The 25,136-nt window shown below is 41.6% G+C and carries 27 protein-coding genes; 15 read left to right on the plus strand and 12 right to left on the minus strand.

The window, feature by feature from the left end; translation table 11 throughout:
- Nucleotides 1–54 precede the first annotated feature (54 nt).
- On the minus strand, nt 55–789 hold the full coding sequence (locus tag DVB69_RS16250) for a hypothetical protein (RefSeq protein WP_116020159.1): 735 nt from the start codon (nt 787–789) through the stop codon (nt 55–57).
- Between the two features lie 209 nt (nt 790–998).
- Between DVB69_RS16250 and DVB69_RS16255 the strand changes: the two genes are divergently transcribed.
- On the plus strand, nt 999–1,544 hold the full coding sequence (locus DVB69_RS16255; RefSeq protein ID WP_199562886.1) for a GNAT family N-acetyltransferase: 546 nt from the start codon (nt 999–1,001) through the stop codon (nt 1,542–1,544).
- A 139-nt stretch (nt 1,545–1,683) separates the two neighbouring features.
- Here the strand turns inward: DVB69_RS16255 and DVB69_RS16260 are convergent, their stop codons facing one another.
- The 3 genes from DVB69_RS16260 to DVB69_RS16265 form a co-directional block, all read right to left on the minus strand.
- Entirely contained in the window at nt 1,684–2,265 is a 582-nt protein-coding gene (locus DVB69_RS16260; protein ID WP_116020161.1) for a beta-class carbonic anhydrase, read from the minus strand.
- A 92-nt stretch (nt 2,266–2,357) separates the two neighbouring features.
- Entirely contained in the window at nt 2,358–2,498 is a 141-nt protein-coding gene (locus tag DVB69_RS17625; RefSeq protein ID WP_158541116.1) for a hypothetical protein, read from the minus strand.
- 101 nt (nt 2,499–2,599) lie between these two features.
- Nucleotides 2,600–3,841, minus strand: a complete 1,242-nt coding sequence (locus tag DVB69_RS16265; protein WP_370452999.1) for an aminopeptidase — start codon at nt 3,839–3,841, stop codon at nt 2,600–2,602.
- A gap of 180 nt (nt 3,842–4,021) precedes the next feature.
- Here DVB69_RS16265 and motA point away from each other — a divergent pair, with 180 nt between their 5' ends.
- Nucleotides 4,022–4,837: a flagellar motor stator protein MotA gene (gene motA, locus DVB69_RS16270; protein ID WP_116020163.1), complete on the plus strand. Its 816-nt coding sequence runs from the start codon at nt 4,022–4,024 to the stop codon at nt 4,835–4,837.
- On the plus strand, nt 4,821–5,579 hold the full coding sequence (gene motB / locus DVB69_RS16275) for a flagellar motor protein MotB (protein ID WP_116020164.1): 759 nt from the start codon (nt 4,821–4,823) through the stop codon (nt 5,577–5,579). Before motA ends, motB begins: the two co-directional genes overlap by 17 nt.
- Nucleotides 5,580–5,647: 68 nt before the next feature.
- Here the strand turns inward: motB and DVB69_RS16280 are convergent, their stop codons facing one another.
- On the minus strand, nt 5,648–5,869 hold the full coding sequence (locus DVB69_RS16280; protein ID WP_116020165.1) for a DUF1128 domain-containing protein: 222 nt from the start codon (nt 5,867–5,869) through the stop codon (nt 5,648–5,650).
- A gap of 41 nt (nt 5,870–5,910) precedes the next feature.
- Nucleotides 5,911–7,287 carry an alanine/glycine:cation symporter family protein gene (locus DVB69_RS16285; protein WP_116020166.1) on the minus strand — a complete coding sequence of 459 codons (1,377 nt, stop codon included), beginning with the start codon at nt 7,285–7,287 and terminating at the stop codon, nt 5,911–5,913.
- 242 nt (nt 7,288–7,529) lie between these two features.
- Here DVB69_RS16285 and DVB69_RS16290 point away from each other — a divergent pair, with 242 nt between their 5' ends.
- Together DVB69_RS16290 and DVB69_RS16295 are read left to right on the plus strand one after the other, a co-directional pair.
- Complete coding sequence (locus DVB69_RS16290; protein ID WP_116020167.1) at nt 7,530–7,895, plus strand: YtxH domain-containing protein; 366 nt, start codon at nt 7,530–7,532, stop codon at nt 7,893–7,895.
- 28 nt (nt 7,896–7,923) lie between these two features.
- The gene (locus DVB69_RS16295; RefSeq protein ID WP_233505442.1) at nt 7,924–8,955 is read left to right on the plus strand and encodes a YihY/virulence factor BrkB family protein; all 1,032 of its coding nucleotides are present in this window, start codon (nt 7,924–7,926) and stop codon (nt 8,953–8,955) included.
- Nucleotides 8,956–9,065: 110 nt separating this feature from the next.
- Here DVB69_RS16295 and DVB69_RS16300 read toward each other — a convergent pair whose 3' ends face one another.
- The 3 genes from DVB69_RS16300 to DVB69_RS16305 form a co-directional block, all read right to left on the minus strand.
- Nucleotides 9,066–10,970 (minus strand): heavy metal translocating P-type ATPase, encoded by a 1,905-nt coding sequence (locus DVB69_RS16300; protein WP_116020168.1) that lies wholly within the window; start codon nt 10,968–10,970, stop codon nt 9,066–9,068.
- A 254-nt stretch (nt 10,971–11,224) separates the two neighbouring features.
- Nucleotides 11,225–11,389 (minus strand): SE1561 family protein, encoded by a 165-nt coding sequence (locus tag DVB69_RS17730; RefSeq protein WP_199562887.1) that lies wholly within the window; start codon nt 11,387–11,389, stop codon nt 11,225–11,227.
- 296 nt (nt 11,390–11,685) lie between these two features.
- Entirely contained in the window at nt 11,686–12,072 is a 387-nt protein-coding gene (locus tag DVB69_RS16305) for an OsmC family protein (RefSeq protein ID WP_116020169.1), read from the minus strand.
- Nucleotides 12,073–12,136: 64 nt separating this feature from the next.
- Between DVB69_RS16305 and DVB69_RS16310 the strand changes: the two genes are divergently transcribed.
- Complete coding sequence (locus tag DVB69_RS16310) at nt 12,137–13,312, plus strand: MFS transporter (protein WP_116020170.1); 1,176 nt, start codon at nt 12,137–12,139, stop codon at nt 13,310–13,312.
- A gap of 71 nt (nt 13,313–13,383) precedes the next feature.
- Here the strand turns inward: DVB69_RS16310 and DVB69_RS16315 are convergent, their stop codons facing one another.
- Complete coding sequence (locus tag DVB69_RS16315) at nt 13,384–14,190, minus strand: polysaccharide deacetylase family protein (RefSeq protein ID WP_199562888.1); 807 nt, start codon at nt 14,188–14,190, stop codon at nt 13,384–13,386.
- Nucleotides 14,191–14,246: 56 nt separating this feature from the next.
- Complete coding sequence (locus DVB69_RS16320) at nt 14,247–15,146, minus strand: TIGR01777 family oxidoreductase (RefSeq protein ID WP_116020171.1); 900 nt, start codon at nt 15,144–15,146, stop codon at nt 14,247–14,249.
- A gap of 88 nt (nt 15,147–15,234) precedes the next feature.
- Between DVB69_RS16320 and recX the strand changes: the two genes are divergently transcribed.
- Both recX and DVB69_RS16330 read left to right on the plus strand, forming a co-directional pair.
- Complete coding sequence (gene recX / locus DVB69_RS16325; protein WP_199562889.1) at nt 15,235–16,047, plus strand: recombination regulator RecX; 813 nt, start codon at nt 15,235–15,237, stop codon at nt 16,045–16,047.
- A complete protein-coding gene (locus DVB69_RS16330) occupies nt 16,037–16,369 on the plus strand; it encodes a YfhH family protein (RefSeq protein WP_116020173.1) in 333 nt (110 codons plus the stop codon). Before recX ends, DVB69_RS16330 begins: the two co-directional genes overlap by 11 nt.
- A gap of 10 nt (nt 16,370–16,379) precedes the next feature.
- On the opposite strand, the gene DVB69_RS16335 is transcribed toward DVB69_RS16330, so the two are convergent.
- Nucleotides 16,380–17,363, minus strand: a complete 984-nt coding sequence (locus DVB69_RS16335; RefSeq protein WP_116020174.1) for a metal-dependent hydrolase — start codon at nt 17,361–17,363, stop codon at nt 16,380–16,382.
- Nucleotides 17,364–17,476: 113 nt separating this feature from the next.
- On the opposite strand from DVB69_RS16335, the gene mutY reads away from it, so the two are divergent.
- The 7 genes from mutY to DVB69_RS16370 all read left to right on the plus strand — a co-directional run bounded on the left by mutY (nt 17,477) and on the right by DVB69_RS16370 (nt 25,059).
- Nucleotides 17,477–18,526, plus strand: a complete 1,050-nt coding sequence (gene mutY / locus DVB69_RS16340; protein ID WP_116020175.1) for an A/G-specific adenine glycosylase — start codon at nt 17,477–17,479, stop codon at nt 18,524–18,526.
- Nucleotides 18,527–18,590: 64 nt separating this feature from the next.
- Complete coding sequence (locus tag DVB69_RS16345; RefSeq protein ID WP_116020176.1) at nt 18,591–18,779, plus strand: gamma-type small acid-soluble spore protein; 189 nt, start codon at nt 18,591–18,593, stop codon at nt 18,777–18,779.
- Between the two features lie 158 nt (nt 18,780–18,937).
- Nucleotides 18,938–19,483, plus strand: a complete 546-nt coding sequence (gene ntdP / locus DVB69_RS16350) for a nucleoside tri-diphosphate phosphatase (protein ID WP_116020177.1) — start codon at nt 18,938–18,940, stop codon at nt 19,481–19,483.
- Between the two features lie 52 nt (nt 19,484–19,535).
- Nucleotides 19,536–21,281 carry an ABC transporter ATP-binding protein gene (locus tag DVB69_RS16355; protein ID WP_116020178.1) on the plus strand — a complete coding sequence of 582 codons (1,746 nt, stop codon included), beginning with the start codon at nt 19,536–19,538 and terminating at the stop codon, nt 21,279–21,281.
- 145 nt (nt 21,282–21,426) lie between these two features.
- A complete protein-coding gene (locus DVB69_RS16360) occupies nt 21,427–22,449 on the plus strand; it encodes an ABC transporter ATP-binding protein (protein ID WP_116020179.1) in 1,023 nt (340 codons plus the stop codon).
- Complete coding sequence (locus tag DVB69_RS16365) at nt 22,421–23,446, plus strand: ABC transporter ATP-binding protein (protein WP_116020180.1); 1,026 nt, start codon at nt 22,421–22,423, stop codon at nt 23,444–23,446. Before DVB69_RS16360 ends, DVB69_RS16365 begins: the two co-directional genes overlap by 29 nt.
- A complete protein-coding gene (locus tag DVB69_RS16370) occupies nt 23,443–25,059 on the plus strand; it encodes an ABC transporter substrate-binding protein (RefSeq protein WP_116020181.1) in 1,617 nt (538 codons plus the stop codon). Before DVB69_RS16365 ends, DVB69_RS16370 begins: the two co-directional genes overlap by 4 nt.
- Nucleotides 25,060–25,136: the final 77 nt, after the last annotated feature.

The raw sequence follows: 25,136 nt of genomic DNA on the forward strand, positions 1-25,136 counted from the left end.
TGAGGGATACAGAAAAAAGACACGAAAAAACGTCGTCCTAGCAACTACTAGTTGCTAGGACGACGTGACTTTTATCTTTTTAGATGTGGTTGAAGGGGCGAACATGAACAATCCTAGGATCATAATCACCATCAAGAAAAGTGTAGATAAGGTGACGAAAAGTTCTTCAAAACCAATATTTACGAGGATCCCTAAATATACCCACATGAAAACTATGCTGATGACCCAATCTCGATGATGGTAACTAAAGTGCAATGCAATGGCTGTCAGGATGGTTAAGTTAATGATCGACCATAGAACAGAACTCAGACCTAAACGGTTCCATTCATCTAAAACAAGTAAGTAGTTGGCATTCATCACAAAATCAATGAGGGTCCACGAAAACAGCAAGGCAACTGGGATCCGTTGCCCCCACTCATTTTGCTTGCTCGGATATGTCCGATATAACGCATAAAGGGAAAGCAACCCAACGGTAGTTAAGAGACTGGCCCAACCATAATAGCCATAATTCCACAATGGAAACCACGCTGCATTTCCTAGACAAGCGGTTATGAAAAGCAAAATCCTTTTTATTGAAAGTGATCCATTTGAATAGAATTTAACAATCCAGTATGCAAGAAATAGAAAAATAATGGGTCTGATAAAATACGTGAAATCTGCAGGCATAAGAAGAATAGGAAGTTTATGGGCTATTTCTATTGTTGTCATCCCGTTGAGAAGTGTTGAGTTTGAAATTGTAAGGGCAGTTGCTAAAACAAGAAAAACAAAAGCTAAAATCAGTTTTTTCATGAAATATCCTCCTGGTACCAGTATACTAGTAAATAGGAGTTTTTGAAAAAGTAATTATGAAGTTTTCGCAACAATTGTCCTGATTTGATATGTATAGTACCGTTACTTAAGGGAAGAACATGGTATACTAAGGAAAATGATTACATAAACATATATGTGTGAGTAAGAAAATGGAATGGCTAACGACCCGTACAAAGGTGGAATTGAGCGTGATACTACTTGAAGGAACAACATGCTATTTACGCATATTAACTGAAGAAGACGCCATGATTTTTACAGAATTGGTTTCTCGCAACAAAGAGTATTGGACTGTATTTGAACCCCGCCACGATGCCAGCTATTATACAGTGCCGATGCAAAGGGAGAAAATTCGGGAGTCTCTTTATCAAATGAGAGACCGCCGGGAATACAATTTCGGTATTTTTGATAGTGAAACTAGCAAATTGGTTGGTCAAATTTCACTTTACAGCATAAAGCGTTTGCCTTTTTCAAGTGGTTTTGTCGGATATTCGATTGATCATGAGTCTGCTGGAAAAGGGATGGGGACTAAAGCCCTTGAGCTCGTCACGAAGTTTGCATTCGAAACCGCAGGCTTGCACCGGGTGGAGGCATTTGTTTCGCCACGTAATGTTGCATCGATTCGAGTACTCGAAAAAACGAAGTTTGACCGCGAAGGTTTACATCGAAAATTATTATATATTAATGGTGTGTGGGAAGATCATTATATGTATGCACAACTTGAAGACGATTATTGAAAGGGTAAGACCGCATGGCGATTTTTGAAAAGTCGTTTTCGGATATGGTTTCATTAATAAAAAACACATTTCCACAAGCTTTTACAAGCTGGGTGGAAATGTGTTTTTTATTGTCTATTTCCCGGGAAATAAAACGGAATCAGTCGTTTTGCGTAGCGATTTCTGAATAACCATCGTCAATGATATCTAGTTTTCCAGTGTCGGGATGGATGACTAGACCATGTACAGGAACCGTTTTATCCATTAACGGATGGTTGCGAACTGCGTCAACACTCTGTTTAACGCTAGCAGTCACATCTTTAAATCCATGAAGCCAGCCTTTAAGGTCCACTCCTGAATAAGCAAGTGTTTTAAATAGGTCACGGTCAATCCCTCGAGCAACCATTTTGTCGATAATTGAATCTGTATTTATAGAGCTCATACCACAATCATAATGACCAATAATGTACACTTCGTCCGCCTGTAACTCATAAACAGCGATGAGTAGACTACGCATGATACTACCGAATGGATGGGCCACGAGAGCACCGGCGCTTTTAACGATTTTAGCGTCTCCATTTTTCAAGTTCATGGCACTCGGAAGGAGTTCTGTAAGACGCGTGTCCATACATGTTAAGATAACAATTCGTTTGTTCGGAAACTTTGTTGTTGCATATTTTTCATACTGCTGTTCAGTTACGAACTGGTCGTTATGCTCTAATATTGTTGAAAGAAGTGTCATAAAAATTCCTCCGATTTTAATAGTATATAGAGAAAAAGGGCGCCAGTTGGCAGCCCTTTTAATATTCTCAAGAACCCAATATAGGATTATGATTAGTAGGTGACATCTGGTTTTGGATCAATTACTTCACAGTCGTGCGACACTAGAGAATCGCCCATATAGTGAATCATGAACATCGCAGCTGTACCAAAGGTAACTGCAAAACCGAGGATAGTAACGATTAGTAAGGCCATTATTAGTCTCCTCTCTATTGATAATCAGTGACTACTACCATTATACCTCATTTACACGAAAAAATTAAGAGGACTGCACCAACTTTGTGGATAATTCAAGTTTAGAATGCCCAAGTCCCTCTTCGGAAGAGAGGTTCAACTGTCCCATCAGCAAGGACACCATCAATATCCATTTCACCGGATCCAATCATGAAGTCGACATGAGTGATACTTTGGTTCAAACCATTTTGTTCAAGTTGTTTGCGATCCATTTCTTTACCACCGTCTAAATTGAATGCATACGCGCTACCAATCGCTAAGTGATTCGAAGCGTTTTCATCGAAAAGTGTGTTGTAGAACAATAGTCCAGACGCTGAAATTGGAGATTCATGAGGGACGAGTGCAACTTCACCTAAATATTTGGCCCCTTCATCAGCTTCAATCATATTTTCCAAAACATCTTGTCCTTGACCAGCAGCAATATCTGTAATTTTTCCATCTTTAAAAGTAATCTTAAAGTCATCGATGATTGTTCCGCCATAACTTAGTGGTTTTGTACTTGAAACGACACCGTTTACTCCGGTCTTTAAAGGTGCTGTAAATACTTCTTCAGTTGGCATATTCGCCATGAATGTCGCACCATCAGCATTTACACTACCCGCACCACACCATGTGTGTTTTTCAGGTAATTCAATTGTTAAATCAGTGCCTGGAGCTGTGTAATGCAGTGTGTGATAATGTTTGTTATTCAAATAGTCCACTTTTTCATGTAGTTTCTTGTCATGTTGTTTCCACTCTTCTACTGGATCGCCTGTGTTCGCTCGCACTGCCTTAAAAATGGCATTCCATAGCGCGCTAACCTGTTCAGCTTTTGGTAGATCAGGGAAGACAAGAGCTGCCCAATCAGCTGAAGGTGCGGCAATGACCGTCCAACTGAATTTGTCTGCTTGCATCATTTGACGGAATCCATCAAGAGCTTGTCCACTCGCTTTTTGTGCATCGCGAATACGCGAAGGATCTACATTTTTGAATAAGTCAGGACTTTGGGAAACGATGCTCATGAAGGCAGTTCCATTTTTCGCAAGTTCCTCGCGCTCTGCAATTTTCCAAGAAGGGAATTCAGAGAATGAATCTGCTGGAGCTTGTTCGTACCGGATCCGGGAGATGACATCATCGCTCCAGTCGACAAATACTTGACGAGCACCTGCAGCATAAGCTTTTTCAACGATGATTCGTACAAATTCACGAACGTCTGTAGAAGCACTTATAAAGAGGTTTTGATTGGGTTGGATATTCACGCCGACTTTAACGGCAAGTTCTGCGTAATTTTGTAATTGCTGTTCAAATGTATTCAATAGATTCATACCCCTTTCACAATGTATACTAATAGTACCAACTTTGGTTTGAAAAGTGCAAAAAGAATGACTTGAATCCGCTTACAGCAAGAAAAGAAAAGATTACTGAGATTTCTCGACCGGATTGTCTAAAGAAATCACAGATTATGACGAAATAAATAGAAGAATGAAAGACATGGAGGTCTTTACATGGATTTATCAACAGTATTTGGGTTAATTCTCGGTTTCGCAGCAGTATTAGTTGGAATGGTACTAAAAGGTGCGCCACTTGCAAACTTAGCGAATCCTGCTGCTTTCCTTATTATCATAGTTGGTACTGTAGCTGCGATAGTCATCGCATTTCCGATGAACGAGATTAAACGGATACCGAAATTGTTCGGTGTGATTTTCAAAGAACAAAAACTTACTTCAGACTCAAATATTATCCGAATGTTTTCATCTTGGGCGGATGTAGCCCGAAGAGAGGGGCTTCTATCACTTGAAGCGCAAACCGATTCTATCGAGGATCCTTTCTTGAAAAATGGTTTAGGACTTGCCATTGACGGACAGAACGCAGATTATATCCGTGATGTGCTCGGTGAAGAAGTAGATGCAATGGCAGACAGACATTCTGCCGGTGCTCTTATTTTCACGCAGGCTGGTACATATGCTCCTACGCTCGGTGTACTCGGTGCGGTAATCGGACTTATTTCTGCACTTGGGAATATGAACGATACCGAAGCACTCGGTCATGCGATTTCCGCAGCTTTTATCGCGACATTACTAGGGATTTTCACAGGGTATGTACTCTGGCATCCATTTGCTAACAAACTAAAGCGGAAATCAGCAGAAGAAGTGCGGCAGAAGAACATGATGATTGAAGGAATACTTTCTGTTTTAGAAGGAGAAGCTCCACGCGTAATTGAACAAAAGTTATCTTCATATCTATCTATGGAGGAACGTCGTAAGCTTGCTAACGAAAGCCCGAAAGGCAAGGAGGCGGGAGAAGTTGCCGAAGAAGCGTAAGCGCAAAAAAGATGATGGCCACGTTGATGAATCCTGGCTTCTGCCTTATTCAGACTTGTTAACATTGCTCCTTGCTTTGTTCATCGTATTGTTTGCATCCAGTTCAGTAGATGAGGCGAAATTCAGTCAAATCTCTTCAGTGTTCAATGAAATTTTTGACGGGGGTAAAGGTGTTATGGAAAGTTCTTCTCCTACTACGGTGCCTGTGCCGAAGGATGACTTAGGAGCTGAAAACGATAATTCTTCCTATTTAGAGGACCAGCGATCACTTGGAGAAATCCAAGAAAGTCTAGAAGATTATATTGCTGAAAATGAGTTGGAAGGTCAGTTTGATACAAAGCTCACGGAAGAGGGACTGCTGGTCACGATACGTGACAGTGTACTATTTAAAACAGGTAGTGCAGAAATCGATACACAATATCGTTCAATTGCATCTGACATTGCAAAATTGCTGGTATTTGAAAAGCCGAGGCAAATCGTAATTGCAGGTCATACGGATAATGTGCCGATGGTTAGCGGTCAGTACAAAACGAACTGGGAGCTCAGCGTCATGCGGGCAGTCAACTTCCTATCCATAATTGCTGAGAATGATAAAGTGGATCCGATGGCGTTCAGTGCTAAAGGGTATGGAGAATTCCGTCCAATTGCAGCAAACGATACAGAAGCCAATCGTGCAAAAAACAGACGGGTTGAAGTCTTGATTCAACCGCTTGTATTAAAAGATGGTACAGCATTTGAATAATAACTAAACAAAAAGCAGCAGCTCCACGGAATGGGAGCTGCTGCTTTTTGTTATAGACCTATTATGAGTTAGCCGCGAAGTGAACCGAGTTCAGCAACAATCGCTTGCATTTCGTTTGGTGTAATCGTCTCGCGTTTCATTACCATTTTGTAAATGTAATGAAGGTCTTCATATTTGGATGTGCTGAAGTTCTCTGACTTCATCGCATCTACATTCACCATACGAAGTTTTTCTTTAATTTGATTAATCATATACGAGACATTTTCAGTAGTTGGTTGAGTTAAGTCCATGGTTTTTTCCGCCTTTCGCAATCTAGGACTTAATCATTCCATTATTTAGTCTCACTGTCAACAGGAAGACCTGCTTTTAGACGTTTCTCTTCCTGCATTTTTGCGTGGAAACGTTTAGACTCCATTACAATGACACCAGACAAGCCGAGAAGGCCAATTAGATTCGGAATTGCCATTAGACCGTTGAGAACATCTGCAAGTGACCACACTACGTCTAGAGTTGCAGTAGCTCCAACGAAGATGAAGAGTACGAAAACGATTCGATAAGCGAATGCAGCCTTAGGACTCGGGAATAAGTATTGGAAGCACTTCTCACCGTAATAACTCCATCCGAGGATTGTTGAGGATGCAAAGAAAATCAGTCCAATTGTAACGATCATAGGTCCAGCTCCACCTAGGAACTCACCGAACGCTACTCCTGTTAACGCGCCTTTGTCGATGCCTTTGTCCCACTGACCAGACATGACAATCGTAATCCCGGTGATCGAACAGATAATCAATGTATCAAACAGTACTTGAGTCATAGAAATTAGCGCTTGACGTCCAGGCATGTCTGTCTTTGCTGCAGCTGCAGCAATTGGTGCAGATCCAAGACCCGCTTCGTTTGAGAAGAGTCCACGTGCCACTCCAAAACGTATGACTGTACCAATTGCTCCACCTGCAATTGCTTGACCAGAAAATGCATCGCTGAAAATCAGACCGAATGCAGCGGGTACCAAGTCATAGTTTAAGATAATAATAATTGCTCCAGCTATGAAATAGAATAGTGCCATAATCGGTACAAAGAATGCTGTTACTTTACCGATTGACTTGATACCACCTAAAATTACAAGAGCTCCAAAAATGACAAGGGCAATTCCTGTAACATAGAAAGGTACGTTGAACGTATTATGCATAGCATCTGCAATGGCTTTAGATTGAGTTCCATTACCAATCCCGAAAGCAGCAAATGCGCCAAAGATGGCAAACAAGACACCGAGCCATTTTTGTTTAAGACCATGTTCCAAATAATACATTGGTCCACCGGACATTTGTCCATTAGCATCTTTCACTCTGTATTTAACTGCGAGGACTGCTTCTCCATATTTAGTTGCCATTCCGAACAGACCCGCGATCCACATCCAGAAAATAGCTCCGGGTCCACCAGTTGCAACAGCACTGGCAACCCCTACAATGTTACCGACACCGACCGTTGCAGCCATGGCCGTCATCAACGCCTGGAATTGAGTGATATCGCCGTCTGCTTTTTTGTCATGATTTCTAGAGAATACTTGTTTCAATGAGTACGGCAATAATCGAAACTGAATGAAAGTGAGTCGGAAGGTTAAAAATATCCCCGTTCCAACAAGTAATATCAGTAGTGGTGGCCCCCAAATGATATCGCTTAATTTACCTAAAAATGCTTGTGCTTGTTCCATCCCAATTCCCCCCTTGTTGTTTGGCTAACATATGCTAAAAAGGTCGTAATAAGAAGTCATCCACCTCCTCGAAATAGAAAATTCAAACTAGTTAAACGAATTGTCTTTATTAAGTACTAATATTGCGAAACTTCAGTGCGTACGTCAAGTACTTTTTTAAAGCTTGAGCTGATTTGTTTGTTTTTTACTTACTGGGGTATAATACGGTAAGCAATTAAGTAATCTATTTGGAGGTAATTTTTATGGGGAATAGTAAACTTGGTAAATTCATCTTGTTAGGCGCATTAAGAGGTGGTGTCGCTGCTTTGCTCGATCGTTCAACACGTACTACAGTGGTAGGGACTTCTAAAAAAGCGGCAAACGAAATTACGTTCTATGCAAAGAACCCTGAAAGCTTGAAACAAAAATTGGTTGATCAGAAAGACAAATTCCAAGCTGCCTATGAACAGCTATCTGGGGATGTATCTTATATTAAGGAACAAGTAGAAGAACTTAAGGCATTAACACCACAAGTGAAAGAATTTGTAACAGATACAAAGGAGACATTTGTCGATTCGAAAGAAGAGTATGAAACCATTATGAAGGACCCACAAACAGCTACTTCGTAAACCGTGAAGCGAAAAGGAGTGAACCGCTTTGAAAGAAGAAAAAAACAACAAGTTGTCCGATGGGTCGCCTTCACTCAAAAAGGCCCATCAGGACAAACCGTACATAAACGAACTATCGCACCGTTCCAATGAGGGCGGAAACAAATTTTCGGATTCAAAAGTAGGCGGTTTTGTAACAGACATTAAAGAAGGAGACATACATACATTTGATGTGACAACAAAAGATGGATTTATGAAGGAATTGATTTTGCGCATTAAAACAGTCGATGTATCTGGTCTTGGTGCTGAACTCTCTTATTTCTTCTTGTTCTCAATGTTTCCACTGCTTATTTTCCTTTTCACGTTGTTGCCCTATATGAATCTTGACCAGGCGGAAGTCATTCTGTTCATCAAGGATTATGCCCCGGCAGAAGTGGCATCCATGATTAGTGATATTCTTGAGCAAGTGTTGGCTAACAAAAATGGCGGATTGTTGTCCGTTGGTATTTTGGCAACACTTTGGTCTGCATCCAAAGGGATGAATGCACTAACGAAAGCGCTAAATCGGTCCTATTTCAAAGAAGACTCGCGATCGTTTGTTGTCCAGCGTGGTATGTCGATAGTTTTCACTATTATGCTTGTACTTGTCGTGATAGTGGCGCTCGGTTTACCTGTCTTTGGAGAACAGATCGGTTCATTCATCTTTTCATATTTAGGATTTGAGGACGGATTTAATACATTGTGGAATCAGTTACGATTCATATTACCACCTGTTCTAATTGCTGTTGTATTCACACTCATCTATTGGTTAGTGCCTGATGTGAAACTGCCATTTAAAACTGCGCTTCCTGGAGCTTTGTTTGCGACGATAGGTTGGATTATTACTACTCTTGGATTCTCATTCTATGTTTCCAATTTTGGAAGCTATGCGAATACCTATGGAAGTATAGGAACCATCATAATTCTTATGCTATGGCTCTATTTCTCAGCAATCATTCTCATGATAGGTGGGCAAATAAATGCAGTCGCGAAAGAACGGGCAGAACGAATAAAAGTATTAAAAAGCAATACCACGGTATAATCTGTAGCATTGCTTTAGACTATAGACAAAAGGGATGGGAATCGATTAGATTTCCATCCCTTTTGTCTACAGTCTGAAGCAATGCCTTAGCTTATACCGTAGCATTGCTTTTACTTTGTTGTATTGAGCATTCGCAATCCGTTTAGAATGACAAGAATCGTGCTTCCTTCATGGCCAATTACACCAAAGGGTAAATCCACGATTTGCATGAAGTTGGAAATGATGAGCATCGCGATGATGAGGATAGAGAAGAATACATTCTGCTTTACAATACGTTGCATTTTTCTTGAAAGCTTAATTGTATAAGGGAGCTTCGTCAAGTCATTCTTCATCAAAACGACATCTGCTGTTTCCAATGCAACGTCTGTTCCTTCACCCATTGAAATCCCACTTGTTGCTGTAGCAAGTGCTGGAGCGTCATTAATCCCATCTCCAACCATTCCAACTGCACCGTATTGTTCCATCAACTCTTTGACCTTCTTAACTTTCATATCTGGAAGACATTCTGCTGTATACGAATCGATCCCCGCTTGTGAAGCAATGGCTTTTGCGGTTTTTTCGTTATCTCCCGTTAGCATAATCGTTTTCAACCCAGCCTTTTTGAGTTCTTGAATCGCTTCTATCGCCTCTGGACGGAGAACGTCTTGCAGCGCTGCTGCTGCTAGAATGCCCTCCTGGTCTTTAATGAAAAGTACGGTTTTCCCCTCTTCAGCAAGAGCAAAAGCGGATCCACTATGAAATGCTTTAGCATCATCAATCCCGACAAATCGTGGGCTTCCAACGATCACTTCTCCTTCAGGTGGAAACGCTCGCAAGCCGTTACCCGGAACTTCTTCAATGTCAAAGTCACGTCGCATCGAGACTTCTTGAGTGAGTGCGTACGCTGTAACAGCTATCGCTAGAGGATGATTCGAACGAGACTCGATCCCTGCTAAAAGTGACAATGCGTCTTCAACAGAAGTCCCTTCACGTACGATGAAATCTGTCACAACGGGTTTACCAGTCGTTAGCGTCCCTGTTTTATCAAACACAATGGCACGTAATGAGCTTAAGTGTTCGAGGTGAACACCACCTTTAAACAAGACACCGCGTTTAGCACCATTAGAGACAGCTGCGAGTGTAGCAGGCATGATTGAAGCTACGAGTGCACAAGGAGAAGCCACGACTAGAAGTACGATAGCTCGATAGAATGTTGTTGTCCAATCCCAACCAAATATGAAGTGAGGCAAGAACAGCATCAGTGCCACTGTTACCAGGACAACTTTGACATAACTCCCTTCAAAACGTTCGATGAATTGCTGGGAAGGGGATTTTTCACTTTGAGCATTCTGCACCATGGTAATAATCTTTTGGAACAATGATTCACTACTTGGTTTTGTCATTTCCATTTCGATTACGCCGCTAATATTTACTGTACCTGCAAATAACTCATCGCCTTGACGTTTATCTGCAGGAACTGATTCGCCGTTGATAGCTGACATATCGACAGATGTACTACCTCTTTGCACAATGCCATCTGCAGGAATTCGTTCACCCGGCTTGACGAGCAATCGAGCACCTACTGCTAGGGAAGACGTCGGCACACTCACTTCACTGCCATCTTCCTGAATGAGCCAAGCTTCTTCAGGCTGTAATTTCATAAGGGAAGAAATTTCATTATGGCTTTTATTCAATGTATACGTTTCGAGCGCACCACTTAACGCAAAAATGAAAATTAGAATCGCACCTTCCGCCCAATACCCGATAATCGCTGAACCAACAGCCGCGAGAACCATTAACATCTCCACGTTAAGTTCTTTGTTTTTAATCGTTTCTTCAATTCCTTCTTTTGCCTTAGCATAACCGCCGATCAAAAAGGCAGTTACATAGAGTCCTATGGAAAAAAGTTCATCTCCATTATTGCTAATTAACCAAGCCCCCAAAATGAGTACACCTGAAAGAATTGCCAAAGTGAGTTCAATATGTTCTTTCCAATTCACTGACTTTTGAAGCTCAGTATTTGAATGTGTTGTCATAATACCCCTCCTAATTGAGAATGAGATTCACTTTCATTTAGCTTATAAAAGTCATAAAGTCGGATTCCCATAGGGGAATCCGACTTAAATAATATCTGTTACTACTTTATAATGACTATTAATAGTAGTATATCATAGTTGAGAAAAAAGTGTTACAGGTTGTTTCATTTTGGGGGGGGTGTTGAGTTCCTGCATCCAAAAAAGCAGAGGCTACGGACACCTCTGCTATAGAACAAGTATTCAATTTAAAAATGTTATTTCATCTTGCCCATGCGAACTTCTAAATCGTCAACAAGGCTAATGAGACGATCTATTTCTTCAAGATCAGCTGTTTCAGGCTCAATTGTATCGAGCGTTTCCAAAAACTGATTGAGTCGATTTTTTAAATCATCAACTTGGTTAGATGGTGAGTTTTGCATAATGTACACCTCTTTCTGTACACCTATTTTAACGGAAATAGATGGTCAGTACAATTAGTAAAAAAGAAATTTGATTTTAACTATTCACAATTGAAAGTTAATGTGTTATGATACATGTAATCCAAAAAAGGAGGGCAGTTGAACAAGTTTTTATAACAGAAGGAGGCGATTCGAAGACGTCTGGAAATGGATATTCTATTGGCGAATTCGCAGTAAATCTATGAACAAATTACTTACAACATAAAGCCCGGCCCTCATTGGAGAACAAGAGGCCGGGTCTTTTTATGTGCAAAAAATCAGCTCAGCAGTTCATACGTTTTTCTTATATCAATGCAATTCGCAACAGATTGGTACATCGAACAGTTCTTATCTGTTAACTCGAGAATTTTTGGCATCTTCTCATCTGTCAGTCCATCTGCTTTCACAGAAATATGGAGATGGATTTTCTCAAGGCGACTGGCATCATCCTGTGATCGAATTACTTCTTTCACTTCAATGTTAATGGATTGGGCAGGCATCCTTTTCTTATCAAGGATTTTACGCATTACTCCTCCGGTGCAGGCTGCTATCGAGGAGACCATAAGCTGGTAGGGGCGAAATCCTTTTTCTTCATTAGAAGAAATTTCGAGCTTACCGAATTCTGTTTCAGTTTCGAAGCCGTGTTCTGTCATTTCGAATTTCATTAAAATTCACTCCTTTGTATGCTATCATTATAAAGGTTTTTGTTGAATAAGGGGTGTTTGGCGAATGGCTATTCTAAGAAACCAGCAACAACATCGTTTTTTGGTGCTGGTCGTTATTGTTTCAATTTCTGGTTTTTCACAAGGGATGTTACTCCCGTTAATCTCTGCTATTTTTGAGCAAGATGGTATTTCAGGAACTTTAAATGGATTAAATGCTACAGGACTATACATAGGAACACTTTTAGTCTCTCCATTCATGGAAGCACCACTACGGAGATTTGGCTACAAACCAGTCATTATCGCAGGTGGTTTAATCGTCATGATATCGCTTCTTTCATTCCCTTTATGGAAGAGTGTAGTTTTTTGGTTTGTGCTTCGTTTATTTATCGGCATTGGAGATCATGCCCTCCATTTTGCAACACAAACGTGGATAACGAGTACTGTTTCACCACACCGTCTAGGACGAAGTATTTCTATTTATGGGTTATCGGTAGGTTTTGGGTTTGCCATTGGTCCAATGTTTGTTCCTCTTGTATCAATTAATGAAGGGTTACCATTCATCGTCTCTGCGTTACTGACGTTGTGCGCATGGGGACTAGTTTTTACGTTGAAAAATGACCTTCCAGAAGTGATGGCAGGGACTGCAAGCGCCGGCCATTTTGGTAAACGTGCAAAAGCGACAGTGATCGTTGCTTGGATCGCGTTCCTTGGACCATTTGGTTATGGATTTTTGGAATCTTCATTAAATGCCATGTTTCCTGTGTATGCACTTCGAAATGGAATCCCTTTAAGTATGGTTGCCATCATTATTCCTTCCTTTGCTTTCGGAGGGATCATTTCTCAAGTTCCACTTGGTATCCTGTCTGACAAAATGGGACGCCGTCCGGTTCTCCTAATTGGATTAGGGGGAGGAATGCTTGCATTTACAGGCGCAGCATGGCTAAGTGCATCTTCCATCTCAATCATGGTCATGTTTTTTATAGGAGGCATATTTTCTGGCTCTCTTTTTTCACTCGGAGTTGCGTACATGTCGGATCTTACTCCGAAGCATCTATTACCTACCGGGAATTTGCTCTGTGGAATATTCTTTAGCTTCGGAAGTTTGACTGGACCTATACTTGGAGGCTTCGTGTTAGAAGTGTCGCAACAAAACTATTTGTACATATATGGTTTGTTTCTAGGCATTTTGTTTTTGTTAACATTGATAGGAATGAAATCGGTGAAACGAGTTGCGTTGTAAAAGAAAAAGACAGAGACGCCGTTTGTAGAATCGGTGTCTCTGTTTTTTGGTATACTACGTTTTACTGGGTTTCACTGAGCAAGTCCTAATTGAATATCTTCATATTCCATCACGAGCTCATCCAGTGAACCGAACGTATAGCCTTTTTTCTTAGCGTCTCTTATGAAGTCTGGCAGTGCTTGTGCGTTATCAGAAGAAACGGTGTGCATGAGAATGACAGCACCAGGGTGAAGCTGATTCATCAGCTCGTTGTAGGCGAAATCGCGGCCCTTCGGTTTATCTGCATACCAGTCGATAAAGGCGACTGACCAAAAAATATGGCGATACCCAAGTGAATTCCCAACATCGAGCACTTGTTCGTTAAAAATTCCTTCTGGCGGTCTTGCGTAAACCGTCCTTTTGATACCAGTCGTCTCCTCGAGCAATTTATCAAATCGTGTCCACTCGTCTTTCATCTTTTCGGGGGTTAGTTTCGCCATATTAGGATGATCAAAGGAGTGGTTTCCAATTCCATGTCCATCTTTGACCATGCGTTTTGCAAGTGGCGCTGCGCTTTTTAAGTAATGTCCAGTTAGAAAGAAAGTGGCGGGTGCATCTTCTTTTTCGAGCGTATCCAAAATACTTTCAGTTTCGCCATTTTCATACCCATTATCAAATGTTAAGTAAACAATCTTTTTGTCGGGCTTGCCTTTGTATATGGCTCCGTACTCATTTAGCATCGATTCAAGGGCACCACCAGCGTTTGGCGGCTCTTCGTTTACTGCTTTCTTAAATCCCCAATGGAATTCATCTGCATGAGCTGCAAATGGGTTGAAAGCGAGACCGACAACAATCACGAATGCTGCCATTAAGATACCAGGACCATGTTGTTCCATCATATCGAGCACACTCCTTTTTTCATAGAGTGTGCTGATGTGAAGGTTCTATACATCGTTTAGTCAAGAATGTTTGCGAGTGCTGGACGAATGGCAGGATACGTAAAAGTGAACTCGCTTTCATTCAGTTTTTCAGGTAATACATGTTGTCCTTCTAAAACCAATTTACTCTTTTTACCTAGAGCGAGTTTCATGGCAATGCTCGGCACTGGTAGCCAGTGAGGCCGATGCATGACAGATCCGATCGCTTTGCCTAGTTCAGACATCCTCACAGGGGCAGGGGCAGTTACGTTAACGGGTCCTTCTAGAGAAGAAGTGGAAATTGCAAAGTAGATTGCCCGCGCCACATCTTCAACATGAACCCAAGAAATCCATTGTTGTCCTGAACCGATTGTTCCACCTGCAAACAGTTTGTATGGAAGGGCAATGAGAGGTAGAGCACCGCCACCTTTACCAAAGACTGTTCCGAAACGTGTATAGACAACTCGTGTTCCATATTCTTTCATATTGGATGCTTTCTGCTCCCAATCATGTACGGTTTTCCCTAGGAAGTCATGAGCGACTTCCGGCGAGTTTTCGGTGTACACATGAGTTTCAGAAGTTGGATAAATTCCTACTGCGCTGGCGTTTACGAACACATCGGGTTTCTGATTGAGGGTCCCAAGTATACGCAACAATTCATCGGTCGCTTCCATCCGACTCTCATAGATCTTTTTTTGATGATCTTCTGACCAGCTACCCTCATTGATGGATACTCCAGCTAAGTTCACTACAGCATCTGGAGGTGTAAGAACTTGTTCAGGTTTTGCGTTGCTTTGTAGCCATTGGACAAAGTAAACTCCATTTTCTTCTTTAGACTCACTTCTAGATAAAACTGTAATCGTATGACCTTCTGATTTAAGTAATTCTATGAGTTTGGAACCGATGAAACCAGTCCCTCCAGTGATTAATATGTTCATATATTAAGCTCCTTTCAAAGAAGATAAACGAATCAGCTGACCCATTTAATGAGAACAGGTATACTGAATAGAAAGCGGGGTGATGGACATGCCGGTAATCACAAAGATAACCCAGCATAAACGGGACAAAGAACGTTACAATATTTTTTTGGATGAAATCTATACGTTTAGCATACATGAATCGAATCTCGTAAAGTTCGGATTAACGAAAGGGATGCAACTGGACAACTGGGAAAAAGAAAATCTTGTTTATGAAGAGGAAATTCAACGCGCCTTCAATCGAGCGCTTCACTTCCTCGGATTTAGAATGAGAAGTGAACACGAAGTGAAACAAAAGTTGCTACAAGCTGAGTTTGGAGAAGCTGTAATTCAAGAAGCCATCATAAAGTTGAAGAAGCTAGGTTTTCTAGATGATCATGCTTTTTCAGAGGCGCTCCTCCGTACACAAAAAAACACATCAGAGAAGGGACCGAATGCTATCAAACAGGAAATGAAGGAAAAAGGAATCGACCCGTCCATCCAGGAAGAAGTATTAGAAGAATATGACCCACAAGAACAACTAGCAACTGCAACAAGATTAGCTGAAAAAGCAGCACGTAAACATAGTTCAGTCGCACCTGCTCAACTAAAACAACGAATTCAAAACGCGCTTCAACGGAAAGGATTTTCGTTTGACATCATTAAAGAAGCGATAAATGCAGTTGAATTTGAACCGGATGAAGATGAGTGGACTTCTATAACTGAAACAGCTGGAGAAAAAGCGTGGCGTCGCGTGAGCATCAAGTACAAGGGGTATGACCGAAAAAGACGTGTAAAACAAGCGATGTATCAAAAAGGGATTCCATTTGATAGAATCGATGCATTCATTGAAAAAAAGGAGCTTGAAGAAGATGGAGAATGAAAAAAAGTATAGCCAAATGACTGAACAAGAATTGCGAACAGAAATTGCGCGACTTATGGAGAAAGCAAGAAAAGCAGAGCAACTTGGAATCTTGAACGAATACGCAGTGTATCAGCGTAAAGCGTTAATGGCTCAATCTTACTTAGTCGATCCTGCTTCCATCGTACCTGGAGAAATTTATAAAATCCAAGGAGACGAGGGGTACTTTTTTAAAGTCGATTACTTGAAAGGTCGCTTTGCTTGGGGATACAGGATGGGCGGCGAGCAAGCTGAAGAAGCACTTCCAATTGCCATGTTAGCACCCGCCAAGTCGGGAAAATAACCTACAGGAGTTAGGACTCCTGCAGGAAATTCAACTTTTTGCGCAGTTTGTCTTCAGAGAAGATCCAACCTGTATAAGAGTTGACGACGTTAAAGTCTGCGTCAACATGTGCAACTGCGACAAAAGGATAAAACGTCTTACTGCGGTAGCGCAAGTCTATCAAGCGAACTTCAGTTAACACATCTACTTGTGTGATTTCCCAACGATATATAGGTGAAAAAGAAACGAAAGCTGCCATGTTTCTGTCTGTCATCGCAGCTTCGACATATGGCGAAGTAGGCAATGGCTTGCGATCAAATCGATCGTAAATGTTAACGGAACGACCGTATGCGCGCCCCACATAATGATTCGTTTTAGTAGAAGCGGCAATTCGCCATTGGAAGAAACGCATTGTCGGAGCGATGTAAATTTCCGTCGCCTCTGGAATCGTATTCTTAACAGCTCTTTTTACCGCACCGCGAACTGCAAAGCGTAGCAAATAATACATGAAGACTACGCCATACAAAATACTCATCGTAGGAACAGGAGGAGCTCCGAATACCCAAGCACCAATTGCGATTACGTGTAAGGCGAAAATAATAGGATCGAAGGTATTAATGACGCTTAAGGCGACCCACATATGAGAAAATGGGCGTAGCGCTTGCGTTCCGTATGAATTGAAAATATCAACAAATACATGTATGGACACAGCGAGAAATGTCCAAGCCCATAGGTGAATGAAATTTGCTTCAGGTGCGAAAAATGACAAAATCAGTGAAATAACAATCGGCCATAGTAGCACAGCCGGTATGGAGTGCGTGATTCCTCTATGATTCCGTATATAAACAGCATTATTACGCAGTTTTAGAACGGTATCTGTGTCAGGTGCTAATGATCCTAACATAATACCTGCGAAAACTGGCCCCATTGTTGCTGAGTGTGAGGCAACGATCGGATCTGCCATTGCAAGTCCACTAATGGCGATACCCATTGCAATATGTGTTCCTGTGTCCACTCCATCACTCCTTTAGATTTCCATATCCATTGAAATGATTTCAACAGTTACTTAATTATATACCCAAATTTGAATAACCTAAAAGTAATAACCGTGTTAGAAGGAGTTTGTCCATGAAAATTTCTCAAAAGGAAGAGTTTAACGAAAGACTTCTTTTTTGGTATCACCAAGAAAAAAGAGATTTACCTTGGAGAAGAACCTCCAATCCCTACTACATATGGGTTTCAGAAGTCATGTTACAACAAACACGTGTCGACACCGTCATTCCATATTATGAACGGTTCATAGCATCTTTCCCGACAATGGAATCACTTGCACAAGCTGAAGAAGAGCGGGTCCTTAAACATTGGGAAGGATTAGGATACTATTCACGTGTAAGAAACTTACAAGCGGGCGTCAAAGAAGTCGTAGAAAACTACGATAGTAAAATTCCACAAACCCGCGCTGAAATTTTAAATCTACGGGGGATTGGTCCATACACCGCCGGCGCGGTTTTAAGCATAGCGTACGGGGTTCCAGAGCACGCAGTGGATGGAAATGTCATGCGTGTATTTTCAAGACTTTTTTTAATTGAAGAAGACATTGCAATTCCGAAAACGAAAAAGGTATTTGAACAACGTGTGATGGAAGTAATTGATGAAACAGACCCATCCTCTTTTAATCAAGCGATTATGGAACTAGGCGCAACCATTTGCACACCAAAACCACGTTGTTTACTTTGTCCTGTTCGTGATTTTTGTAAGGCTTTTGAAGAAGGGAAGCAAGAACAACTTCCGATTAAAACAAAAAAAGTGAAAAAGAAAGTGTTAACAATCCATTCATATGCAATATCCGAACCTGGTGGGAAGTGGTTATTAAGAAAAAGACCGACAGATGGGCTACTCGGAGACTTCTGGGAGTTTCCTCAAATTGAACTTACCCAGGAAATGGATTCTAAAGATGCTCTAAAGATCGATACGGGACTTCTAATCGAACAAGGAGAGCCGTACGCTCAGTTTAACCATATATTCTCCCATGTCACGTGGAATGTTGAGGGATTTCATGCAGTGCTGCAACACGAATCCCCTATTCCAGAAGGGTATCGTTTTTTCTCAGACGAAGAATTGGAACTAATCCCTCAATCGAAACCAATGAGCAAGCTGCTTGAGCAATTAAAAAAATAAATAAGTGAAGACGGGATAATAATCTAAGGGCTGGATATGCTAGTGGTTACGGAGGTGAATATCCATGACAACTAACAACCAGCGGAACCAGAAAAACAACCAACAATACCAACAAAACAATCCGCAAATGAACGAAGAGTTTGGAGCCGAAACAGATGTGCAGCACGTGAAACAACAAAACCAAAAAGCTGAAGCGAACAAACGACAAGCTTCAGGACAACGTGCAAACAGTTACGGAGACCAGACAAAATAATTGGATGGACACCACCGGCCGGCAGGAGCGATCGACTCCTAGCCGGTTTTTCTATTTTCAACAGGGTCAAACATTTTCTATTTTCAGGTACGGTTGGTATAATGTTGTGATAAGAATGGAGCGGTAAATTTCCCGGTCACGAAAAGGTGGTTTTAAAGATGGTTATTCCAAAAGAAGGGGAAACAGTACAAGTACATAGTTATAAGCACGATGGCCATATCCACAGAGTTTGGCAAGAAACGATGGTCCTTAAAGGGACGCGAAATACGATCATAGGAGCGAACGAGCGAACGCTTGTCACTGAATCTGACGGTAGAACATGGATTACACGTGAACCTTCGATTTGTTATTTCCATGCAGAACGCTGGTTTAACATTATTTGTATGCTCCGGGAAGACGGAGTGTATTATTACGTTAATATTAGTTCACCGTTCGTCTTTGACAATAATTCTATAAAATACATTGATTATGATTTAGATGTCAAAGTTTTTCCGGACATGACCTATCTCATTTTGGATGAAGATGAGTATGCAGATCATAAACAGAAAATGGGTTATCCTGAAGTGATTGATAAAATTTTACGTCGAAATCTAGAAACACTTCTAAGTTGGATAAAACAACGTAAAGGTCCGTTCGCTCCAGATTTTATAAACGTCTGGACATCTCGTTATGAGTTTTACAAAAACTTGAAGATCGAAGACTGATGAGCCCAGCCGCGATGTTTTGCGGCAGGCTTTTTTAGATAGGAGTGATGGAATGGGTGAAAGTACGAAACGTTATTTGAAATTCGTAAAACCATATACTTGGCAAATTGTATTGACTGTTTTCATCGGAATCATTAAGTTTGCAATTCCGCTATTTATCCCTTTCCTTATTAAAATTGTCATCGATGATGTCATTGGTTCACAAACGCTGACAGCAGATGAAAAAACTACACAACTGTTCTACTGGCTTGGCGGAACGGCTCTTGTATTTTTCATTATCCGACCACCGGTTGAATATTACCGCCAGTATTATGCGCAGTTAGTGAGCAACAAAATCCTGTATGATATCCGTCAAAACTTGTATGGACACCTGCAAAAACTGAGCATGCGTTTTTATGCGGAAACGCGTGCAGGTGAGGTGATCTCCAGGATTATCAACGATGTAGAACAAACGAAAAACTTTGTCATGATTGGCTTAATGAACGTGTGGTTAGACTTGGCAACGATTCTGATTGCTATTGCGATCATGCTCACTATGGACGTGCCGTTGACGTTGGTGACACTTATTGCGTTCCCTTTTTATGCGTTCAGTGTGAAACACTTTTTCGGCAAATTGCGCAAGCTTACGGGAGAGCGTTCCCAGGCACTCGCGAATGTCCAAAGCTATTTGCATGAACGTGTCGCAGGGGTAAGTGTTATTAAAAGCTTTTCACTCGAGGAGATTGAGCAACAGCGCTTCGATGAGACAAATGGAAAGTTTCTTGACAAAGCGATTGAACATACAAAATGGAACGCGAAAGCCTTTGCTGTCGTAAACACCATCACGGACGTCGCTCCGTTGTTGGTCATTACATATGCGGGGTATCAAGTTATCAATGGTTCACTTTCTGTCGGAACGATGGTTGCTTTCATTGCATACATTGAACGTCTATATAGTCCATTGCGTAGGCTCGTCAACGCGTCGACTTCTTTGACTCAATCGTTTGCATCTATGGATCGCGTATTTGAATTGATGGAAGAACCTTATGAAGTGACGGACAAAAAAGATGCTAGTGAATTGCCCGCAATCCAAGGTGAAATTGAATTTGATCACGTAGAATTTGCTTATGAAGAAGAAGGGTTTCCAGTTTTAAAAGATATGAATTTCACCGTAAAACCAGGCGAAACTGTAGCGCTCGTAGGGATGAGTGGTGGTGGAAAGTCCACTATTGTCAGTCTGATTCCTCGTTTTTATGATGTCACTAGTGGTGCTATAAGAATCGATGGGCACGACTTGCGGGATATCCAGACGAAAACGTTGCGTGACCAGATCGGAATGGTGCTACAAGATAGTATCCTCTTTAGCGACTCCGTACGCAGTAATATCATGATGGGGAAACCAGACGCTTCAGAAGAGGAAGTCGTGTCTGCTGCAAAGGCGGCAAATGCACACGACTTCATCATGGAGCTGCCTGATGGATATGAAACGAAAGTTGGCGAACGTGGTGTTAAACTATCTGGAGGGCAAAAACAACGACTTTCAATTGCGCGTGTGTTTTTGAAAGATCCGCCAATGCTCATATTGGATGAAGCCACTTCAGCTCTGGATCTTGAGAGTGAAGCACTTATCCAAGATTCCTTGAGTCGGCTTGCTCATGATCGGACAACCTTGATTGTTGCACATAGGTTATCAACCATTACGCATGCGGACAAAATCTTGGTCATTGACCATGGGGAATTGAGGGAACAAGGCACTCATGCTGAGCTCATAAAGAAGCAAGGAACATACTACGATTTATTTCAAGTTCAAACTATATAAACAAAGGCAGGCAATTAAAAGGGAATTCCTTAATTGTCTGCCTTTTTTGATTGTATTGAAAATTGTCTTGATTTACGTCTAAAAAAACGTATAATACTGAATAGAAGTTATTTTTAGAAAAATAGTATTGGGAGAGGGCGGTACCATGAGCGAACGAAAAAAGGTCTTAGAAGTAAAAGACTTGCAGACCACTTTTTTTACTGACTCAGGAGCGATCCCGGCAGTCGACCACGTCGATTTCCATGTAAGAGAAGGGGAAGTGCTTGGAATAGTTGGTGAATCAGGATGTGGAAAAAGCGTGACCTCGCTGTCTGTGATGGGTCTTGTGCCGAAACCCCCTGGGAAAATAACGGGTGGCGAAATACTATTTCAAGGTAATGACTTGCTGAAGAAAAGCGAGAAAGAAATGCGATACATACGTGGGAATGACATTGCGATGATTTTCCAAGAACCGATGACTTCGTTGAATCCACTTTTCACAATTGGAAACCAGATGTCGGAAGCGGTTTTGATTCACGAAAAGAAATGGTCAAAGAAGAGAGCAAGAGTGCGAGCAGTTGAAATGTTGAAGTTAGTTGGACTGCCCCGCGCTGATGAATTGATTGACGAATACCCTCATCAGTTATCTGGCGGAATGCGACAACGGGTAATGATCGCGATGGCGCTCGTTTGTGATCCGAAGCTCCTCATTGCCGATGAGCCGACAACTGCTCTGGACGTTACAATCCAAGCACAAATCTTGAAGCTGATGAAAGAGCTGAATACACGACTCGATACAGCGATTATGCTGATTACTCACGATCTTGGTGTCGTAGCTGAGACATGCGAGCGAGTAATTGTTATGTATGCCGGTCAAGTAATCGAAGAGGCTTCCGTTAAAAAGATATTTGAAAACCCTCAACATCCTTACACAAAAGGACTTATCCAATCCGTACCGGATATGCGTTATAAAAAAGATCGACTCTACTCTATACCTGGTAACGTGCCAAAACCGGGTTCTATTAAAAAGGGGTGTAAGTTTGCAGCAAGATGTGAATTTGCATTTGACCGTTGTTTAGTAGAGGATCCAGCACTAATTCACACGGAAACAGGTCATCAGACCAGATGCTTCTTATATAGTGAGGAAGGAGTGACGGAAGATGGACCAAAAGCCTTTGTTAAAAGTTGAAGGACTAAAAAAGTATTTCCCTATTAAAAAAGGGCTATTAGGCAGAACGGTAGGCCATGTAAAGGCAGTAGATGACATATCGTTCTATGTCAATAAAGGTGAAACGCTCGGAATTGTAGGTGAAAGCGGTTGCGGAAAGTCGACAACTGGTCGAGTACTTATGAGACTTTTGGAGCCGACTGAAGGGACTGTCGAGTTTGACGGGAAAGAGTTAACCTCCTTATCGAAGAACGAAATGAGAAAGATGCGGCGGGACATTCAAATGGTCTTCCAAGATCCGTATGCGTCGCTGAATCCACGACATACGATTGGAAAGATTCTTGAAGAACCTCTCCTCGTACATGGTATTTCAAATGCGAAGGAACGGAAAAAATCTGTTATCAAATTTCTGGAAATTGTAGGATTAAGTGCGTTTCATGCAAAGCGCTATCCTCATCAATTCAGTGGTGGGCAGCGGCAACGAATTGGTATTGCCCGTGCACTTATGACAAATCCTAAACTGATCATTGCAGACGAACCCGTTTCTGCGCTTGATGTGTCGATTCAAGCACAGGTATTGAATCTAATGCAAGACCTTCAGAAAGAATTTGACTTGACCTATATTTTCATCGCCCATGATCTTGGTGTCGTTCGTCATATTAGCGATCGAGTCGGAGTGATGTATTTGGGGCGGATGGTGGAACTTGCACCAAGTGAGCAGTTGTATGCCAAACCACTTCATCCCTATACTCAAGCGCTATTGTCAGCGGTACCTGTTCCTGATCCGGACTATGTAAAAGAACAAGTGATGATTGATGGTGACATCCCAAGTCCGGCGAATCCGCCTTCAGGATGCACGTTCCATACACGCTGTCCTTTTAAAATGGATATTTGTACAAAAGTCTCTCCACAATTAGTAGAACATGAGAATGGTCAATCTGTCGCTTGTCACCTTTACAGTGAACAAGCAGACACTGACATAGAAATGAAAGAAAAAGAGATGGAGGGGTCTTTATGAGAAAAGGGAAGTTATGGTCACTTGCGCTTGTAATGCTTCTCGTTCTTTCTACAGTACTTGCTGCTTGTGGAAATGACGACAAAGAAGAAGGCGCAGAAAAAGATGGTGGGAAAGCTAGCGGGAAAGAAAAAACGTTAGTATTTGGTCGCGGGGGCGATTCAACATCTCTCGATCCGTCTCGTGTTACTGAAGGAGAAACATTTAAAGTCACAGTTAATCTATTCGAAACACTTGTGAACTTCGGCGAGGAAGATACAACGATTCAGCCAGGGCTCGCAAAAGAGTGGGAACCATCAGAAGACGGATTGACGTATACATTCAAGTTGCAAGAAGGCGTTAAGTTCCATGATGGTTCTGCCTTTAACGCAGATGCAGTCGCTGCAAACTTTGCTCGTTGGGCAGGCGGCGACGCTGAGAAATTCCCGTATTACAGTTCAATGTTCGGTGGATTCAATGGGGACGAAGATGCTGTCATCGATGCAGTTTACCCTGAAGACGAAAACACAATCGTATTCCAGTTGAAGCGTCCACAAGCACCATTCTTGAAAAACTTAGCAATGAGCATGTTCGCAATTTCAAGCCCAGAAGCATTTGCTAAAGGGGACGATGAATACGAACGTAATCCAGTGGGAACAGGTCCATTCAAATTTGTTGAGTGGAAACCAAACGATTCCATTACAATCGAAAAGAACGAAGATTACTGGCAAGAAGGTCTTCCTAAATTAGATAAAGTTATTTTCCGTTCAATTCCTGATAATGCAGCACGTTTGAATGCTTTGACTATTGGGGAAATCGATTTGGCTGATGGTATTAACCCGGCTGACGGAGCGAAAATAGAAGGGGATTCCAAACTTCAATTGTTCGAACGTCCTTCTATGAACGTAGGTTACCTTGGTCTTACAGTAACTCGTCCTCCGTTCGATAAGAAAGAAGTACGTCAAGCAATGAACTATGCAATTGATAAGCAAACAATTATTGATTCGTTCTTCGAAGGTCGCGCAGAATCCGCGAAAAACCCAATGCCTTCATCGATATCTGGTTACAACGACGAGGTTGATGAATATGCATATGATCCTGAAAAGGCAAAAGAATTACTAAAAGAAGCAGGTCTTGAAGATGGATTTGAAATGGAACTTTGGGCAATGCCAGTTCCACGTCCATACATGCCAGACGGCACAAAAGTTGCAGAAGTTATTCAAAGCAACTTGGCTGATGTCGGCATCAAAGCAAAAATCGTTTCATATGAGTGGGCAACGTATCTAGACAAAGCAAGTAAAGGTGAAGCAGATGCCTTTATGCTTGGATGGACAGGGGATAACGGCGATGCTGATAACTTCCTATACGTTCTACTTGATGAAGACAATATTGCTAGTAACAACTATACGTACTTCAAGAACGAAGAAACTCACAAGCTATTCCTTGAAGCACAAACTGAAATTGATGAAGATAAGCGTAACGAGCTTTACATGAAAGCTCAAGAAATTCTTCATGAAGAAGCACCATGGGTACCACTTGCTCACTCAACACCACTACTTGGTGGATCAGCAGATCTAACTGGATTTGTCCCACACCCAACAGGTTCTGACTTGCTTTCAAACGTAGACTTCAAGTAAGTATGTAACGCACATGTTCGAGTGAAAGGGGGAGGCCATTCGCCATATCCCCCTTTCATGTTTTTTTAGAAGGTTGT

Origin of the sequence: Sporosarcina sp. BI001-red (assembly GCF_003384035.1) — a bacterium.
Lineage (GTDB): Bacteria > Bacillota > Bacilli > Bacillales_A > Planococcaceae > Sporosarcina.

What these genes read in the sequence shown, in the direction of transcription:
- DVB69_RS16305 (WP_116020169.1), bottom strand. Translation starts at nt 12,072, where the DNA reads ATGAAATTCGAAATGACAGAACACGGCTTCGAAACTGAAACAGAATTC.
- DVB69_RS16355 (WP_116020178.1), top strand. Translation starts at nt 19,536, where the DNA reads ATGGGTGAAAGTACGAAACGTTATTTGAAATTCGTAAAACCATATACT.
- DVB69_RS16250 (WP_116020159.1), bottom strand. Translation starts at nt 789, where the DNA reads ATGAAAAAACTGATTTTAGCTTTTGTTTTTCTTGTTTTAGCAACTGCC.
- DVB69_RS16370 (WP_116020181.1), top strand. Translation starts at nt 23,443, where the DNA reads ATGAGAAAAGGGAAGTTATGGTCACTTGCGCTTGTAATGCTTCTCGTT.
- ntdP (WP_116020177.1), top strand. Translation starts at nt 18,938, where the DNA reads ATGGTTATTCCAAAAGAAGGGGAAACAGTACAAGTACATAGTTATAAG.
- DVB69_RS16310 (WP_116020170.1), top strand. Translation starts at nt 12,137, where the DNA reads ATGGCTATTCTAAGAAACCAGCAACAACATCGTTTTTTGGTGCTGGTC.
- DVB69_RS16315 (WP_199562888.1), bottom strand. Translation starts at nt 14,190, where the DNA reads ATGATGGAACAACATGGTCCTGGTATCTTAATGGCAGCATTCGTGATT.
- DVB69_RS16365 (WP_116020180.1), top strand. Translation starts at nt 22,421, where the DNA reads ATGGACCAAAAGCCTTTGTTAAAAGTTGAAGGACTAAAAAAGTATTTC.
- DVB69_RS16345 (WP_116020176.1), top strand. Translation starts at nt 18,591, where the DNA reads ATGACAACTAACAACCAGCGGAACCAGAAAAACAACCAACAATACCAA.
- DVB69_RS16280 (WP_116020165.1), bottom strand. Translation starts at nt 5,869, where the DNA reads ATGGACTTAACTCAACCAACTACTGAAAATGTCTCGTATATGATTAAT.
- DVB69_RS16360 (WP_116020179.1), top strand. Translation starts at nt 21,427, where the DNA reads ATGAGCGAACGAAAAAAGGTCTTAGAAGTAAAAGACTTGCAGACCACT.
- DVB69_RS17625 (WP_158541116.1), bottom strand. Translation starts at nt 2,498, where the DNA reads ATGGCCTTACTAATCGTTACTATCCTCGGTTTTGCAGTTACCTTTGGT.
- DVB69_RS16320 (WP_116020171.1), bottom strand. Translation starts at nt 15,146, where the DNA reads ATGAACATATTAATCACTGGAGGGACTGGTTTCATCGGTTCCAAACTC.
- motA (WP_116020163.1), top strand. Translation starts at nt 4,022, where the DNA reads ATGGATTTATCAACAGTATTTGGGTTAATTCTCGGTTTCGCAGCAGTA.
- DVB69_RS16260 (WP_116020161.1), bottom strand. Translation starts at nt 2,265, where the DNA reads ATGACACTTCTTTCAACAATATTAGAGCATAACGACCAGTTCGTAACT.
- DVB69_RS17730 (WP_199562887.1), bottom strand. Translation starts at nt 11,389, where the DNA reads ATGCAAAACTCACCATCTAACCAAGTTGATGATTTAAAAAATCGACTC.
- DVB69_RS16300 (WP_116020168.1), bottom strand. Translation starts at nt 10,970, where the DNA reads ATGACAACACATTCAAATACTGAGCTTCAAAAGTCAGTGAATTGGAAA.
- DVB69_RS16285 (WP_116020166.1), bottom strand. Translation starts at nt 7,287, where the DNA reads ATGGAACAAGCACAAGCATTTTTAGGTAAATTAAGCGATATCATTTGG.
- DVB69_RS16290 (WP_116020167.1), top strand. Translation starts at nt 7,530, where the DNA reads ATGGGGAATAGTAAACTTGGTAAATTCATCTTGTTAGGCGCATTAAGA.
- DVB69_RS16330 (WP_116020173.1), top strand. Translation starts at nt 16,037, where the DNA reads ATGGAGAATGAAAAAAAGTATAGCCAAATGACTGAACAAGAATTGCGA.
- mutY (WP_116020175.1), top strand. Translation starts at nt 17,477, where the DNA reads ATGAAAATTTCTCAAAAGGAAGAGTTTAACGAAAGACTTCTTTTTTGG.
- recX (WP_199562889.1), top strand. Translation starts at nt 15,235, where the DNA reads ATGCCGGTAATCACAAAGATAACCCAGCATAAACGGGACAAAGAACGT.
- DVB69_RS16265 (WP_370452999.1), bottom strand. Translation starts at nt 3,841, where the DNA reads ATGAATCTATTGAATACATTTGAACAGCAATTACAAAATTACGCAGAA.